We start from the raw sequence: 16,684 nt of genomic DNA on the forward strand, positions 1-16,684 counted from the left end.
CTAAAATTTTTTCCCAAAAAAGACAATTTTACCATGAGCGAAATCATAACCCGCTTTAAATCAGGAGTAGTAACGGGCGAAGGTGTCAGTGAAATCTTCCGTCATGCCAACGAAAATGACTACGCACTTCCCGCGGTCAATGTCGTAGGTACCAACTCCATCAATGCCGTCTTGGAAACTGCCAAGAAAGCTAACTCCCCTGTCATCATTCAGTTTTCCAACGGAGGCGGTATTTTCTACGCTGGCAAGAGCCTTTCAAACGCCAATCAACAGGCCGCTATTGCAGGTTCTATCTCGGGTGCAATGCACGTACATCAAATGGCAGAGTTGTATGGCATTCCCGTGATTCTGCACACTGACCATTGCGCCAAAAAACTATTGCCTTGGATTGACGGTTTGCTCGATGCGGGCGAAAAGTATTTTGACCAATATGGTAAGCCTTTGTACAGCTCACACATGCTCGACTTATCGGAAGAGCCTCTTGAAGAAAATATCGAGATTTGCGCCAAGTATTTTGAGCGTATGGCCAAAATCGGCATGACCCTCGAAATCGAATTGGGCGTAACAGGCGGCGAAGAAGACGGCGTTGATAACTCCGACGTAGACAGCGCTAAATTATACACGCAACCCGCCGAAGTAGCGTACGCTTACGAAGAATTAAGCAAAATCTCTAGTCGTTTCACTATCGCAGCGGCTTTCGGAAACGTACACGGTGTATACAAGCCCGGTAACGTAAAATTGCAACCCATCATCCTGAAAAACTCACAGGATTATATTCAAGAAAAATACAATACGGGGGCGCTTCCCGTCAACTTCGTGTTCCACGGAGGTTCGGGCAGTACGCGTGAAGAGATTCGTGAAGCCATCCAATACGGTGCCATCAAGATGAATATCGACACCGATATGCAGTGGTCAACGTGGGAAGGAATCCTGAAATATTACAAAGACAAAGAAGGATACTTGCAAACACAGCTCGGAAATCCAGAAGGACCAGACTCTCCCAATAAGAAATATTACGACCCGCGCGTATGGCTTCGCAAAGGAGAAGAGAGCATGTCTCAACGCCTCATGGTAGCTTTCGAAGACCTAAATTGTATCAACAGATTGGTATAATTAATGGCGCGATTTTTGTACCAAAAAGGCAGTAGAAAAAATAATTTCTACTGCCTTTTTTCTTTTCTCAAATTTCATTTATTTTAGTGCATGAACGACCCTATACTCCAGTATTATTTACCCCATCAACTTTCTCCTAAACGACTCGACCGTTACTTGGCGTCAGGCTGGTTTCGGACGGTAAATATGCTGTTCAGAGCTAAGGTGACATGCTTCGACAACGATATTTGCGCGCCCATCAATATCCGCATAAAACTGTCAGAACACGAGCATTCTAAGCGTTTACGTAAGTTGTTGAGCCGCAATGGAAAGCTTTTTCGGCACGAAATTCGCAAAGCGACCATCACGCGGGAGAAAGAAGAACTTTTTCACCAGCACCAACGCCGCTTTAGAAGTTTTTTGAGTAATTCTTTGGAGGAATTTCTGGTTTTAACGCCTCGTTTTGAAACCTACGAAGTGGCCGTTTACGACGACGACCGGCTCATAGCCATCAGTTATTTTGACCAAGGCGAAAACAGTTTGATGAGTTTGTTGGGGCTTTTTGACCCAGGGTATTCATCATACAGCTTGGGAATATATACCATGTTGCTCGAAATAGAATATTCCAAAGCGACCGACCGCCAATGGTACTATCCGGGATACGTTCACGAACGCCCTTCGATTTATGATTATAAACTTAGGCTTGGAAAAGCGGAAATTTACGACTGGAACACCAAGCGTTGGTTACGCCACGTCGACCCACACAAACAACCCAACTGGGCCGACCACATCAAAAACCGAACCTTTGCTCTTGAGCAGGCCCTTGAAAGGGTAGGTATTGGGTTTCAGCGAAAAGTGTACCTATTTTTTGGGTGGCACTATTTTAATTCTCTTTACGAGCAGCTTTTTCATTGCCCGCTGATGCTTCTTCTGCCCGATGGCCGGGCTGTAGCTTATGATGTTGAGAAAGACCAGTACATCTGTGCAAAGCTGGAAATTTACGTGCCTTTCAGAGACATTCAAATGACCCTCGCCCCTGATTTTGACCCTTCGATGCACCACATTGACGTAATGCGCGTGGTGGAAATATCGCACAAAACCTCCAGCGCAGCCGATATGAGTCGGTTTGTTTGGGATACTACTTTCCCTCATCAGGAAGTGAGTTGGTGGGTCAAAACCCGTTTGATGAATTAAGTTTTACATATCTAGCCACTTCTTGAATACTTCAGCTTTTTCTCGACTCACATAAATATCGTCATCATCTCGGTAGCGAAGTTTGATTTTCAGCCGCCCGTTGAAATGAGGCTCGATGCGCTCGATAGACGGCAATTGGGCTAGATATTTGCGGTTGATTCGAAAAAAAAGCGCAGGATTCAGCTTTTGTTCCAGCTCATCAAGCGTCTCGTCTACGTAGTACTTTTTTTGTTCTTTCGTCACCAAAAACACTACCTTATCCTCGGCGTACAGATAGGCCACATCACCGGTTTCCACGATGTCAAATCGGGCACCCGCTTTCAGCAAAAATCGGGTTTTCCAATCCGTTTTTTGACTCAACAAAGCATCCAATACTTTTCCGATTTGGGTCTGAGAAGTGGCCCCTTTTTGGGCTTTTAGCTTTTCCAGCGCGGCCTCCAATTCGTCTTTTTCCACGGGTTTGAGCAAATAATCAACGCTGTTTACCTTAAACGCCCGAATGGCGTACTCGTCGTAGGCAGTGGTAAAAATAATCGGCGCTGAGACATCGGCCTGTTGAAAAATCTCAAATGAAAGGCCATCAGCCAGTTGAATATCCATCAAAATTACATCGGGCTGCGGGTGTTCGTTCAACCACTTTACGGCACTACGTACGCTTTCCAATTTGCCCAGAATTTCGGCCGTCGGCTCCAGTGATTTCACCAATGATTCGATACGTTTGGCCGCCAACGGCTCGTCTTCAAGAATTAATATTTTCATTTCGAGAGAATAAATTCGTTTTATAAAGTTGATTTACCACATTTTGTCAAACAAAAGGAATCTTAACTTCAAAGATTTGGTCGTCTTCGATTACTTGCACTTTTTGGGAGGTAAGCAAAGCATAGCGGCTTTTCAAGTTTTTAAGCCCGATACCCGTCGAATCGAGAAACTGCTTATTTTTGGGTTGGAAATTATTCTGCACCACCACGCCATCTTGCACGGCGTATACTTCTACTTTGAGGGGTTTCTCGGAAGAACATTCGTTGTGTTTTAGGGCATTTTCGACCAATGTCAGTAGCCCTTGGGTCACGATTTGCCGGGGCCATTCGTCCTTCGGGATGTCAATACGGTAGGATAAATTATCCCCAAAACGCATTTTATGAATGAAAAGATAGGCTTCCACAATTTTAAGTTCCGTTCCCAAATCCACCGTAACACGGTCGTTGTTCTGGAGATTGTACCGAAAAACTTTGGAAAGCCTTTCTACCAAATTGACGGCATTTTCGGGGTCTTCGGGAATCAGCGCGCTCAAAATATTCAATGAATTAAACAGAAAATGCGGATTCACCTGATTTTTGAGCGTGTCGTATTCAGCCTTCAACAACGCCTGATTGAGTTGTTGTTCTTTCAACAGAGCGCTTCGCCAACGATCTACCAACGCCCGAATCATGTAAACCGAAGTAAAAGCAAACGTCATCAGAATATAAATCATTCCGCTCGATAAATACGCCCGCAAAGGATAGCGTTCACCCTTAATCGTTTGCATTAAAAACATCATGCTGTTTCCCACCACTAGTGCCGTGATAACTACACACAACGCATAGACTCCGAGCGTTTTTTGGACACTCCAATCGGCTGCTTGTCGGATAAGCAACGGCATCAAATAACTCTGCACCGACCCAATCAGGAAAGAAGAAACCGTAATGGCAATCACCCAATCCCAGCGAATTTCTCCCGTTTTTAGGTTGGTATTCAAAAACAGGATAAGCAAGGCGCTGACCGACCACGTAACTACTTCAACCCAATTTACTTGAATTTTCATGGGAGAATCACTTGATAAAACATTCATTTGAAGCGAAAGTAAACGATTTATCTTTTTATTCATGGTCAGTAGGCATTAAAAGTTGGCCGATTTAGCTTCTTACAAAACTTTTAATGATTTATAGCCCTTTAACTTCATCACAAAGGAAGCCCATTCCGTACATTTTATAAATCCAATTCTGACCAAACAACGGATGACCAGAGTGAGACCAATAAAAAAGGCGATGCAAACGCATCGCCCTCTCGCAAGATATGATTGTTGGGTGCTGAAATTTACAAAACCGTCACTACGCGCTGGGTCTCAACTTTCTGAGAAGTCAGGTTCAGTTTTTTTACCACGCGGTCTTTGCCCGAAGAAATTTCCAACTGATACACGCCATCGTTCAAGTCTTTCACATCGATTTTGGCGGCATACGCTGATTCTTTTTTACCGATGGTTTCGGTAAAAAGCACCACTCCGTCGGTATTGCGTAAGGTGATGTATACTCGGTCAGTGGTGTTTTTCTTAACAGCCACCCGGAGGTTGGCATCGGCAGAAACATAAGTGCTTGATTCAAATGCGGGTACGGGGCGATTATCTTTCGATTTTTCATCGGTGGGGTGAGCAAAAGCGACCGTAGTACCAAGCGCCAAAGCGCAAACGAGTGATTTGATGATTGTTTTCATGATTTTTGTTTTTAAAAATTGGCTGTTGTAATTGATATAAAAAAGGGAACTAATTTACAGTGATGGAGCGCTGCGTTTCTATTTTAGAAGACGACAGGTTTAAGCGTTTTACTACGCGGTCTTTGCCCGTCGAAATCTCCAGTTTATACGCACCGTCGGTCAAGTCATTGACATTTATTTTGGCCGCGTACGACATTTCATTTTTGTTAATGGTCTCGCTGTAGAGAACGGTGTTACCAGCATCACGTAGTGTGATGTATACTCTTTCGGGGGCATTTTTCTTAACCGCCAACCGAATGGCCGCATCTTTGGTGATGTATGCACTCGTTTCAAAAGTGATGGCAGTACGGTTTTCCGTTTTTTTGTTTCCAACGGTTGGGGTATTTCCAGGGTTGGCCACGACGGCGGTTGAAGCAAATGACAATGCACTTACGAGCAGTATGGTGAAGGATTTCATGGTCTTGATTAAATGGCTGTAATGTAAATAATTATTTGTTTAATTGGACGCTACGCTGAAAAGTAACTTCCTCTTTGGAAGACTTGATGCTTACTTGCTTTTCAATCTTTTCGTTACCTGAAACAATCTCCAAAGTGTAGTCTCCGTCTTTGAGATTGCTTACATCAAAGCGACCGTCAAATTTTTCTGACTTCTTGGTCATAAACTCTTCGTGGACTACATTTTTCTTAGCATCGCGCAGGACAATGACCGCACTTTGACCCGTGCCTTTGCGAACTGCCAACTGAATTTTGGCTTCTTTGGTCGTAAATACGCCTATTTGTAAAGGCTTGGCTTTTTTGTCTTCGGTTGGATCTGATGCAAAAGCAACGGATGAGGTAAGCGCTAAAGCGCAAGCGAGCGAAGTGATGAGAGTTTTCATGATGTTTTAGCTGTATTGCGGATCGCCGCACCGTTTTGTTTTAAATTGGCTGTTGTAATTAATTTGTTTTCTAATGCTGTAAGGTACTCTAATGCTGAACTACTGATTATTTTTTAATGGCTGTTAATTACTGACGGTAAACGAGAACTTTTGTTAATGGCTGTTGGTATCTCTTTTCCTGAATGATGATACAAAGTTGCTTGTTTTATCTGGTACTATGCAATACAAAGTACATGAGAGGCACATAAACTTGATGAATGGCAAACTACCTTATGAACTTGGTTTGTGATGGAAGTGCGTAGAACAAAAAATTGTTTTCATGACTGTAAGAAAATGTTTTTAAGATGGCTGTTAGTGAATACTTGCGTTGGTGCAAAAGGTTACAAATAATTTTCAATGTATTTATTTCAAATGCTGTGCCAGACAAAATAAAAGTGACAAATATTTAATAATCAAACACTTACTATTTTTTACTTTTTAAGCAACTGTCCGATTTCGAACATCCTATTCAACAATTTCGGACAATCAGCATTCTTTTAAATCAAGGTTAAACTTTGCTTTGCGACAAATACAACTTAATGATGCAAATGTATAATCAAACGTTGCATCAAAGAATAAAAAAGTGTTAAATCATCTTAAATAAGGGATGAAACGCACGAAATATCGTTCGGGACGTAGGAACATTTTATCTAAAACCTCAAATAAGAAAAAGAACGACCTCTTCAATTACGCCACAACGCTCCCCAACATAAGGGGAACGTTGTAAAATTTTCAATCTGTATCTGTTATTGTTCAACAATGACAATGACTACAGTCAGCAGCATTATAATCCACCTTTTTTTTGTTTCGGCAATGACAACTCATCATCGGCGCCATCCGTCTTTATTTTTTCAACAATAAAAGCGGCCACCTTTTTTCCCATCTCTAATCCTACTTCATTGTCGGTTCGGAAGTGGATACCTCCCTGAAAGCGGGATTCGGCTCCTTCTTTGGCTTTTTTCTGAAAATACGCTTTTTCTGAAGGAAAGAAATAAGAATACAGCTCTGCCATGACGCTACCCAACATGGCATGTCCGGAAGGATACCCTGGGAAGGGCGGGGTAAAAAACAGCACTGGTCGGTAGGAAGTATCATATTGATCGGGACGCGTACCCCAATACGTATACTTAGCGTCCCAACAGGCAGAAAATCCATCGTACATTCCGATAGCGGCAATGGCATACAATCGGGCCGCTCGTGGGGGATTCAGGTGCAGGTTGTACTCAAATATCTTTTTGTGCAGCACATCATCCCAAAAATTATTGTCGGCATAAAAAAAGGCATTGGCCGTGGAACGAAACGTAGGCTTGAAGTTTTTAATTTCTTCCATCTCCTTGGCAAAATCAGGCGGCGGCCCAGGACGGAACTGACTGCTACTGTCCAGCGCGACGGTTTTGTTTAGGCCCGCCAACGGAAACGAAGGCTTTCCCTGCCAGTAGTTCGTACCTTCGGGCCTTTTTCCATCCCACTCTTTTTTAGGAACAAAGCCTTTGGTATGTTCCAGTTCTTTTTCGGCAACCCGTTTACCAAGTTCAAAGCCCGCCTGCGTATCGCTCGGAAAAGCCACCCCTGCCGCAACCCGTGAGGCCATGAGCTGCTGCGCCATACGATGCACCGAATCGGCCAATGAAGGATAAAAATGAGCGATGAGCGTTACCGCCACACCGGCCGCCACCGAATGCTCACAGGGATACGACGGGTTGTCGGTTTTTGGGGCATACACCTTTATTCGCTTATCAACCTCGTACGGACGCGGACGGTCATAGGCATACTTGGTATCCCATGCCGCAATCGTAGCATCATACGTAGCTACACCAAGCAGCATATTTGCCAGTGCCCCTTCACGGCTCGAACCGTTCATCCATAATTCCCCCATCAGTTGTTGCCAACGATACCCGGGTGCCCCAGCATTCCAATACATGATCTGCTGGCGACCAACAGCACTCAGGGATTGTTGGCGTGAAAGCACCTGCGTAACTTCGCCCTTGTACGCGGGAGGTGGCGGTAAACGATAGGCTTTACCAGAGGGAATGAACCATGTTTTCCAATGGCTTGCGGCCGGTTCTACCTGCGCCTGTAGTGACACAGCCGTTACCCAAACGGCTACCAAAATTGCTACACTTTTTTTCATAGACTGCGTGTTTTTTTTGCAAGAATACCTCATGAAAAAATAGGCTGAAAGGCCGTGTCAATCAACGGCACCTTACGGTCAACACACAACGTATTAAAAACAATGATTGCATAAAGATGCCGAGACGCAGTGAAGAATACCGCTTTTGATTTTTTTGATTGACGTTTTTGGGTCGTTTATTGACCAAAATGCTCATTCGGTCGTCTACAAAATGAAATGGAACTGAATTGTCGAAATTTATTTCCTAAAATAGCAGCATGAACAGACCCGTAGACCGCGAACGATTCAAATTATACCTTCGGATTGGCGTTGGGTATTTGTTGCTCTCATTATTTGGTGATTTAGTGAGCAATCCCGAAACGTTTCTCAAAAGGATCGTGAACAACCTTTGGCTAGTCAGTTATCTAGTGGTTTTAAACTTTCTGTTTTTTGAGTACACTCTTCCCTATTTACGGCGTTCATGGAAGCGCATTTTTATCGCACCGTTCCTGTTGGGGGCCCATCTTCTTCTATACTCTTTTGGCTTCTATTTCTGGCGGTATATCGGCATTGGATTACACGTTTATTTTTCCTTAAAAGCCTATTCTTCCCCTCGGGAAGGAGTGGCAGCTCATGTTCCCTTCAGCCTGTTTTCCGTCTTCTTTTTTGGCATCGTAAGGCATATATATGATTACCGGAAATTAAAACAGGCGGCCCAACAATTGCGGATCGAAAAACAGGAAGCCGAGCTGAACTACCTCAAATCCCAAACCAATCCGCATTTTTTGTTCAATACCCTCAACAATATTTATTCTTTGGCCCGGGATAAATCCGACTTGGCACCTGAATCAATTTTACGGCTGTCGCAACTGCTACGTTTTATGCTCTATGAGGCTGGGGGAGCATACATTGCCATTGACCAGGAATTGAAAATAATGAATGATTATATTGCCCTCGAAAAGCTGCGGTATGATGATTCATTACAGGTCAATTTCAACCATGATGTCGAAGATATGAAACAGGCTTTGCCCCCACTGCTTCTGATACCGCTGGTGGAAAATGCCTTTAAACACGGTGTTTCCGAGACCCGAGAGCATCCTTTTGTCGATATTCATCTATCGGTCAATCAGCGGCAGTTATCATTTGTGGTAAAAAATTCCACGGAAACCTTTTCCGACCGGCCGCGTGTAAAAGAAAATATCGGTCTTTCCAATCTGCGGCGACAATTGCAACTGCTCTATACTGACTACACCCTATCCATCCAACAGAACGAATCAGCGTTTACCGCTACCTTAAAAATCAATCTTAAAAGCCATGTCTAAACTCAAATGCATTATCATCGAAGACGAACCACTGGCCGTAAAAGTGTTGGCGGATTATGTTTCGCAGGTACCCTTTCTGGAGTTAAAAGGCACGTTTAAGGATGCGATTCTGGCCACTGATTACCTTCGGGAACACGCCGTTGACCTGCTGTTTTTGGATATTCATTTACCAAAGCTAAAAGGAATGGCCTTTTTAAAAACGCTCACGCATCCGCCAGCCGTCATCATCACCACCGCGTATCATCAATATGCCGTCGAAGGCTTTAACCTGAACGTCGCCGATTATCTGTTAAAACCCATTGATTTTGAGCGTTTTTTGGTAGCGATCAATAAGATCAAAGTGCCGCCAAAGGACATCCGTCCTTCCCACGAAACCCACGAAACCCACGAAACAAAAGACTACCTATTTTTGAATGTTCAGAAGAAGAAGGTAAAAATTTTATTCTCAGAAATTATTTACATCGAAAGTCAGCGGGAATACATCCGCATCGTTACGACCAAAAATGAGTACCTCTCTAAAATGAGCACGCACGAGATGGAGGCTTTGTTACCCACCAACGACTTTAAGCGCATTCACCGGTCCTTTATTATTTCGGTCTCCAAAATTGAGTCATATACCGCTGACATCGTGGAAGTAAATGGCGTATCTATTCCCATTGGTCGGGGCTATCGAGAGAGCATTGAGGACCTTTGATGAATGATAGCCTCTGAAATTATGGGCTATCGGCTGAATGGATTTACTCAAAAATTTGTTAATGAAAAATTGGCCAGATAAAACAGGCTGAAACAACAAGTAAAACAAATATATATCAAACCAATCATCGCGAGGCTTTGAACCTCGGTCAGATACAATTATGAGCAAACACGGACGCATTTTGGTCGCCATGAGCGGCGGCATCGACAGTTCACTGGCATCAGTATTACTCCACGAGCAGGGCTATGAGGTCATCGGCATGACCATGAAAACCTGGGACTATGCCGGCAGCGGCGGCTCAAAAAAAGAAACCGGCTGCTGCTCCCTTGATTCCATCAACGACGCCCGTACCGTGGCCGTTGAACTGGGCTTTCCTCATTACATATTAGACATCAGAACAGAGTTTGGTGATTACGTCATCGACCATTTTACGGGTGAGTACCTTGAAGGGCGCACGCCCAATCCCTGCGTGCTGTGCAATACCCACATCAAATGGGATGCCCTACTGCGCCGCGCCGACCGACTCGATTGTGAGTTTATTGCCACGGGCCACTACGCCAATATGCGTCAGGAAAACGACCGATTCATTGTGTCTAAAGGCGTAGATACGTGGAAAGACCAGAGTTATGTACTGTGGGGGGTGTCACAAGAAAGCCTGTCGCGGACAAAACTTCCGCTCGGACACTTGCGCAAAACCGAAATTAGGGAGATGGCCAAAGAGCGCGGTTTCATGGATTTGGTCAATAAATCAGAAAGCTACGAAATCTGTTTTGTGCCCGATAACGACTACCGGGGCTTTCTCAAACGTCGTATGCCTGAGCTTGAAAGCCAAGTAATGGGCGGCAATTACGTGATGCAAGACGGCACGGTCGTGGGCAAACATGAAGGCTATCCTTTTTACACCATCGGCCAACGCAAGGGCTTAGGCATTGCGCTGGGATACCCTGTATTTGTGACCGAAATACGCAAGGATACCAACGAAGTAGTGTTGGGCATTGACAAAGACCTCGAACGCGACGGCATGTACGTCTCAAAACTTAATCTTCAAAAATACGCCCGTATCGAAGGCCCGCTAGAAACCGTGACCAAAGTCCGGTACAAGCACGAAGGTACGCCCGCCACAATTATACAGGAAGGCGACGACCGTATTCAGGTCTTGTTTCATGATCCCGTCAGTGCCATTGCTCCCGGGCAAGCGGCGGTGTTCTACGAAGGCGACGACGTAGTGGGCGGCGGCTGGATCAGCAAGAGCTTTCGGCAGTAAATCGAAAAAGAAGAAAAATAGATAGTAGACATTGGACAAGGGATGAACGCTCAGTCCAATGTCTACCACATCAATACCCAATCTGGCTTTCAATCCAATCTAAGCCACGCATATACAGGGCTTTGGCGTAGTTTACCCGGTTATCAAAATCAGCGTAATCAGTACGCCCGTTGTGCAAATATTTTCGAATCAAGGCAGCATTTATTTCGGCCGTAGGCGATGCTATTTCGTCGTCGGTTTCTGTGCGGAATTGTTCAAACGCGGGAAAATCATGCTCCAAACGGGTAAAAAATAAGTGACCGTTGGAATTACGTACCGCACACAGCAACCCGCTTGCTTTGGAAGTAGCAGGCGCAAGGCTACCTTCCAGCCCGCGTTTCAGCACCATTACCCCGTCAAATCCTGCCATAAGGGCCAACTCCGCCATTTTCATCTGGTACGTAATGTGAAATACCGACGTAACCAGAATACGGGCTCCGCAAGGGTTTAAGACTTTTTCGAGGGTGGCCAGAAACGGGCGCTTGATGGTGGTTCGGCGACGCTCCACCCAATTGTCCAACGGGGGAGATAATGCTTTTTGGTCAAGCACCCACCCAAACGTCGGGTTCATTTCCAACAACTCATGGTTATCGGCCAACAACCAACTACCCAAATAAAGATATAGATCGTGGGAATTGAACGTATACTTCGGCCCAGAAGAGCGTCCGATGGCCGTGACCGCATTATAATTTCGCTCCTGAAAAAAATACGCCAGCAACGGAGTTATCATGTACGAATGTTCTACACCGTCGAAAGGCTCCGCCAATTGAACAATCGGAAATTTCGTTTTGACGTGCCGTTGAAAACCCGGCGCGTAGGTGCTCATGACTGCATTGTGCAAGCCTTGGTATTCGTCATTTGTTTCATACCGAACCCGCAATATGCTAACTGCCATCCCCCGGAACGTCTCGCACAGCTCATCCGACATCAGGAAGTCGCCCAACTGATGCGCCTCCGATACTTGCAACGATTTACCGTTCAACAACTTTACGCCAATCGGAAACAGGTGTTGAGGTAAATCAGGACACAGCTTGTTGAGAAAAAAAACGGGATTAGCAAACGCGTGCTTGCCAATGTACGCTTCCAGTTTGAGCTCTGCCTCCGTGGGGCCTTTCATCATCAAAGCGCCAAAAAACGCTCCTTTCTGTAAGTCATTGGCCTGGCCGCTCTGCAACTCCTGCAAACACTCGTCTACCAACTCTGAAGAGAGTGGCTTGCTACCATGCTTGCCAATACCTGCCTGCTTAATTCCTTTGGCAAGCGCAGTATTCAAATTGTATTTTATAGCGAAATTAAGATCCGTCACAATTACTTAAAAATTACTTAGTTTAAAAAAAACTAAAATTTCAACTTTTACAACTTTCAAACCTAAAAATAGTACTTTTTAAAAGAAACTTTTATAAAAAATAAAGAACTTTTAGATTTTAACCTAAAAAATGAATGTAATATTTGGAGAAAGTTCATTTTCAGCATACCTTTAAGTAAAATTATTAAGCAGGCAAGAAAGGCAAATATTATTCTGATAAAAATCAAAAGTAAATGTATAAACTTTTCTAATAATCTTTTTTTAAAGAACTATATTTTTTGATTAAGTTTTTTACAGAAATTTACCTTTACAGAAACACCTCTTTTTTAAATAGTACTTTTTAAAGAAATACATTCATTCCCACCTCATAAACATCGGTAGCTCTTACGTAAACTTACAGCAGCGTTGGCGGACGCTCGTTGGTAAGGAAAAAGAAAAACCCCGCAGAATGGCGGTTCTGACGGGGCTATTAGCAGTTTTAAATTAGGGATTAACTTAAAACATTACAAATTTATGAAAAAACCATTACACGTCAAGTGCTTTGGCGCGGTTCTTTTAATCTTTGCATTAAGCAAAACTACTCATGCGCAACTTTCGTTGCAAGGTCAACTCCGAACACGAACTGAAATTAGGGACGGAGTAGGTAACCTTCCCAAATCGGGGGCAAAGCCTGCTGCCTTCACTTCCCAGCGCACCAGCCTTATCTTCGGCTACAAATGGGATCGTCTAACGTTTGGTGTAAACGTTCGGGATGTAAGGGTCTGGGGACAAGATGCTGCTTCTATCAATAACACCGACGGCTCAAAGTTATTTTTGCACGAAGCTTGGGCCGAAGTGATTTTGGCCAACAGCGCCGATACTACCCTCAAATTCAAGGCATTAGACAACTTATCTCTTAAAATAGGACGTCAGGAATTAATCTATGACGATGTACGTTTGCTCGGCAATTTGGACTGGCTCCAGCAGGGGCGGCGGTTTGATATGGCCCTGCTCAAAGCTATGAAAAACGGCTGGCAAATCGACTTGGGCGCGGCCTTCAACCAAAATTCCGATGCCTTTGGCCGAGCGGGCACTTTCTATGCGGCAGGCAATGTCCCCGCCACGGTCGCCAATTCTAAAGGTGCTTTTGTGAGTATTCCAACCGATTTCATTCCGACTTCAGGCAAGGGCGGCGCTCCAGTGTTGGCATCTCCGCTCAGCACCAACGGCCAAAATCAAATGTTTAAATCCATGCAGATGCTGTACGTCAGCCGTAAATTTGGACAAACAAAATTCTCGGGGCTTTTCTTCAAAGACGATTTTCAGAAGTACCGTATAGACAGCCTCGGTAGCACCGCCAACGGCGTAGTGTATGGCCGCCGGTACGACGTAGAGGGCGTTAATAGTCGCATTACTTACGGAGCCATGCTTACTGGGTTGATCGGTAATGCTTCTTCAAAATTAGGTAAAATTGCTTGGCAGGCGTTTGCATACAAGCAGGGCGGCAAAAATCGCGACGGCCAAAGCCTGAGCGCCTATCACTACGGGGCCAACGTTTCTATTCAGAAAGGCAAATTCTCATTTGGGCCAGGTTATGAAGTACTTTCGGGCAACAACACCGTTTCGCCCGACGGCAAGGACCACCGGTTTGACCCTCTGTACGGCACTCCGCACAAACACTGGGGCTACATGGATTATTTCTACGTAGGTACTGGCGCACCCGCTGGTGGTTTAGGAAATGCTTTCTTCAAGACAAAATACGTGGCTAATCCTAACCTATACTTTACCTTCGACATTCACAATTTTGCCTTGGCCAATGACATGAAAAACGGCTTGGACGCCGCAGGTGGCAAAATCAGCCGTCAGTTGGGCAACGAATTTGATTTTATCCTCAACTACAACCTCAATAAGTTTACCAACGTAGAATTGGGCTATTGCTACCTAAAAGGCTCCAACAGCCTCGAATATGGGAAATTGGGCACGATGGACAAAGCCAAACACGGTGCCAATTGGGCCTATTTGATGCTCAATATTCGCCCCGATTTCTTCTATACAAAACCCGTAGCGATTAAACAATAACTACGGCAGGACAGACTTGCTAAGTTTCAAAAACTTGGCAAGTCTTATAAAATCACTTAATAAATTTCACCAAAAGCAATTTACGCGGCCAGTGGCCCAGCGTCTGCTCTTACAATGTCTTTATCCAATGAAAACTACCTATAAAATTATTCTCGCGCCGTTGGCGGCCCTTATTTTGATGGCTGGAATGTCGATGCGCAAAGCGGTCTTGCCCCAAGTAAAATTAGGCTTTATTCCCCTCACCGACTGTGCCCCGCTGGTAGCCGCCAAAGAGTTGGGGTTCTTTCAGAAGTACGGCGTCGATGTGGTTCTTTCTAAAGAAGCCTCTTGGGCCAACATTCGCGATAAAATACTCAACGGCGAACTCGACGGCGCGCATTGCCTCTTTGGGATGCCTTTCTCGGTCTACACCGGCTTGGGCGGAAAAGCAGGCTCCGAAATGCAGATTGCAATGGTTTTGAACAACAACGGCCAAGGCATCACACTTTCCAAAGATTTTTGCGGATTGGTAGGGTTCAAAGAAATGAATAAAGTCGCCGCCGCCGTCAAGCAAGTACAAGCCCGCAAAGAAGTAACTTTTGCCATGACTTTTCCAGGCGGCACGCACGATATTTGGCTTCGCAACTGGATGGCCGCCGCAGGTATTAACCAAAAATCAGTGGGGATTATCACGATTCCGCCGCCGCAAATGGTGGCTAATATGCGCGTAGACAACATGGAGGGGTTCAGCGTAGGCGAACCTTGGAATGGAATGGCAGCCGCCCAAAATATCGGCTTTACGGAGATTGCCAGTCAAGATATTTGGAAACACCACCCCGAAAAAGCGTTGGTTGTCAATAAGCAATTTGCCGCCAAAGAGCGCGAAAACCTCAAAAATGTCATGAAAGCCGTTTTGGAAGCCTGTCAGTGGCTCGACAACATGGGCAACCGCAAAAAAGCGGCGGGCTGGCTTTCCAAACCTTATTACGTCAACGCCGCTTTGCCCGTCATTGAAGCCCGTTTGCTAGGTTCCAACGATTTAGGTTGCGAATTGGGCGTTCAGAAATACAAAGACGATTACATGACTTTTTACAATAAAGGTTTTGTCAACACGCCCCGCAAAGTACACGGAATGTGGTTTTTGGCGCAGTACGTTCGGTTCGGAATGTTGAAATCCAACCCCGATTTTAAGGGCATTGCCGAAAAACTCATCTTGGACGACCTCTACGCCGAAGTAGCCCGCGAAGCCAAAGTCCCCGTCATGACCGACGACATGAAAGCTTTCAAAACCACTTACGATGTAATGTTTGACCCTGGCAACATTCCTGCGTATCTGGCTTCCGCAAAGAAATAATCATGGTATGTAATTGAATATCAACCATCAAAGTTACGAAAATGAAGAAATTACTTAATATACAAACCTACCTCCCATTGTTGTTTGGCATAGGAAGTGCGGTCATTTTAATCGGCGCTTGGTGGGGCATTTCCCTCCTTACCAACCGCGAAATCCCGTCGCCTCTGATGACTTGGTCGGTCTTTAATGAAATGCTCGCCACTCCTTTCTACGATTATGGGCCTAACGACAAAGGCATTGGAAATCAATTGATCAGCTCACTTATCCGCGTATTCAGCGGCTTTGGATTGGGCAGCCTCGTAGCCATTCCTCTTGGGTTGCTTATCGGATCCAGCAAAACGGCCTTCCGACTCATCAATCCGATTATCCAGATTTTGCGCCCAGTATCGCCGTTGGCGTGGTTTCCGTTGGGATTGTTGGCGTTCAAAGCCGCCGAGGGTGCAACGATTTTTATCATTTTTGTCACCAGCGTATGGCCTACATTAATCAATACTGCCTTTGGCGTGGCCTCAATTCCACAAGACCATAAAAACGTGGCGAAGGCTTACGGCTTTTCTCGTTGGAAATACATCATCAAAGTCATCATCCCGTTTGCTTTACCGCACATTATCACAGGGTTACGTCTAAGCATCGGCGTGGCGTGGATGGTGATCGTGGCGGGCGAAATGCTCTCTGGAGGCGTCGGAATTGGCTTTTTTGTGTGGGACAGTTGGAACGCGCTCAGCTTAGAGAAAATCCTCTCGGCCATCTTAATCATCGGCACGGTGGGATTACTACTCGACAAGGGCTTTGATTGGCTTCAAAAACGATTTGCATTTGCTTAATAAATGGTAGTTGGTGGTCAGTGACTGGTGCTCAGTAAATTACATTTCAAAAGTACCCTCACCAA

Annotated in this window: 15 protein-coding genes; 8 read left to right on the forward strand and 7 right to left on the reverse strand. The window is 45.0% G+C overall.

The window, feature by feature from the left end; all coding sequences use genetic code 11:
• The first annotated feature begins 33 nt into the window (after positions 1-33).
• Entirely contained in the window at positions 34-1,113 is a 1,080-nt protein-coding gene (gene fbaA / locus GVN20_RS24275; protein ID WP_166560832.1) for a class II fructose-bisphosphate aldolase, read from the forward strand.
• A gap of 90 nt (positions 1,114-1,203) precedes the next feature.
• Positions 1,204-2,286: a GNAT family N-acetyltransferase gene (locus tag GVN20_RS24280; protein ID WP_166560833.1), complete on the forward strand. Its 1,083-nt coding sequence runs from the start codon at positions 1,204-1,206 to the stop codon at positions 2,284-2,286.
• 3 nt (positions 2,287-2,289) lie between these two features.
• On the opposite strand, the gene GVN20_RS24285 is transcribed toward GVN20_RS24280, so the two are convergent.
• The 6 genes from GVN20_RS24285 to GVN20_RS24310 form a co-directional block, all read right to left on the reverse strand.
• Positions 2,290-3,045 (reverse strand): LytTR family DNA-binding domain-containing protein, encoded by a 756-nt coding sequence (locus GVN20_RS24285; RefSeq protein ID WP_166560834.1) that lies wholly within the window; start codon positions 3,043-3,045, stop codon positions 2,290-2,292.
• 46 nt (positions 3,046-3,091) lie between these two features.
• On the reverse strand, positions 3,092-4,150 hold the full coding sequence (locus GVN20_RS24290; protein ID WP_166560835.1) for a sensor histidine kinase: 1,059 nt from the start codon (positions 4,148-4,150) through the stop codon (positions 3,092-3,094).
• 209 nt (positions 4,151-4,359) lie between these two features.
• Positions 4,360-4,752, reverse strand: coding sequence for a T9SS type A sorting domain-containing protein (locus GVN20_RS24295; RefSeq protein WP_166560836.1), 393 nt, complete (start codon positions 4,750-4,752; stop codon positions 4,360-4,362).
• 49 nt (positions 4,753-4,801) lie between these two features.
• Positions 4,802-5,209, reverse strand: coding sequence for a DUF3244 domain-containing protein (locus GVN20_RS24300; protein ID WP_166560837.1), 408 nt, complete (start codon positions 5,207-5,209; stop codon positions 4,802-4,804).
• A 31-nt stretch (positions 5,210-5,240) separates the two neighbouring features.
• On the reverse strand, positions 5,241-5,630 hold the full coding sequence (locus GVN20_RS24305; RefSeq protein WP_166560838.1) for a hypothetical protein: 390 nt from the start codon (positions 5,628-5,630) through the stop codon (positions 5,241-5,243).
• Positions 5,631-6,453: 823 nt separating this feature from the next.
• Positions 6,454-7,800 (reverse strand): phosphatase PAP2 family protein, encoded by a 1,347-nt coding sequence (locus GVN20_RS24310; protein WP_166560839.1) that lies wholly within the window; start codon positions 7,798-7,800, stop codon positions 6,454-6,456.
• A 257-nt stretch (positions 7,801-8,057) separates the two neighbouring features.
• Between GVN20_RS24310 and GVN20_RS24315 the strand changes: the two genes are divergently transcribed.
• The 3 genes from GVN20_RS24315 to mnmA all read left to right on the forward strand — a co-directional run bounded on the left by GVN20_RS24315 (position 8,058) and on the right by mnmA (position 11,059).
• On the forward strand, positions 8,058-9,101 hold the full coding sequence (locus tag GVN20_RS24315) for a sensor histidine kinase (RefSeq protein WP_166560840.1): 1,044 nt from the start codon (positions 8,058-8,060) through the stop codon (positions 9,099-9,101).
• Positions 9,094-9,795 carry a LytTR family DNA-binding domain-containing protein gene (locus GVN20_RS24320; RefSeq protein WP_166560841.1) on the forward strand — a complete coding sequence of 234 codons (702 nt, stop codon included), beginning with the start codon at positions 9,094-9,096 and terminating at the stop codon, positions 9,793-9,795. The genes GVN20_RS24315 and GVN20_RS24320 overlap by 8 nt, the downstream gene beginning before the upstream one ends.
• Before the next feature lie 160 nt (positions 9,796-9,955).
• Positions 9,956-11,059 carry a tRNA 2-thiouridine(34) synthase MnmA gene (gene mnmA / locus GVN20_RS24325; protein ID WP_166560842.1) on the forward strand — a complete coding sequence of 368 codons (1,104 nt, stop codon included), beginning with the start codon at positions 9,956-9,958 and terminating at the stop codon, positions 11,057-11,059.
• Between the two features lie 70 nt (positions 11,060-11,129).
• On the opposite strand, the gene GVN20_RS24330 is transcribed toward mnmA, so the two are convergent.
• Positions 11,130-12,371 (reverse strand): anthranilate phosphoribosyltransferase, encoded by a 1,242-nt coding sequence (locus GVN20_RS24330; RefSeq protein ID WP_206023367.1) that lies wholly within the window; start codon positions 12,369-12,371, stop codon positions 11,130-11,132.
• Between the two features lie 546 nt (positions 12,372-12,917).
• Here GVN20_RS24330 and GVN20_RS24335 point away from each other — a divergent pair.
• The 3 genes from GVN20_RS24335 to ntrB all read left to right on the forward strand — a co-directional run bounded on the left by GVN20_RS24335 (position 12,918) and on the right by ntrB (position 16,619).
• Positions 12,918-14,462 (forward strand): alginate export family protein, encoded by a 1,545-nt coding sequence (locus GVN20_RS24335; RefSeq protein WP_206023368.1) that lies wholly within the window; start codon positions 12,918-12,920, stop codon positions 14,460-14,462.
• Positions 14,463-14,589: 127 nt separating this feature from the next.
• The gene (locus GVN20_RS24340; RefSeq protein WP_166560843.1) at positions 14,590-15,795 is read left to right on the forward strand and encodes a CmpA/NrtA family ABC transporter substrate-binding protein; all 1,206 of its coding nucleotides are present in this window, start codon (positions 14,590-14,592) and stop codon (positions 15,793-15,795) included.
• Positions 15,796-15,836: 41 nt separating this feature from the next.
• Positions 15,837-16,619 (forward strand): nitrate ABC transporter permease, encoded by a 783-nt coding sequence (gene ntrB, locus GVN20_RS24345; protein ID WP_166560844.1) that lies wholly within the window; start codon positions 15,837-15,839, stop codon positions 16,617-16,619.
• Positions 16,620-16,684 lie beyond the last annotated feature (65 nt).

The sequence above is a fragment of the Runella sp. CRIBMP genome (assembly GCF_009905605.1).
Taxonomy (GTDB): domain Bacteria; phylum Bacteroidota; class Bacteroidia; order Cytophagales; family Spirosomataceae; genus Runella.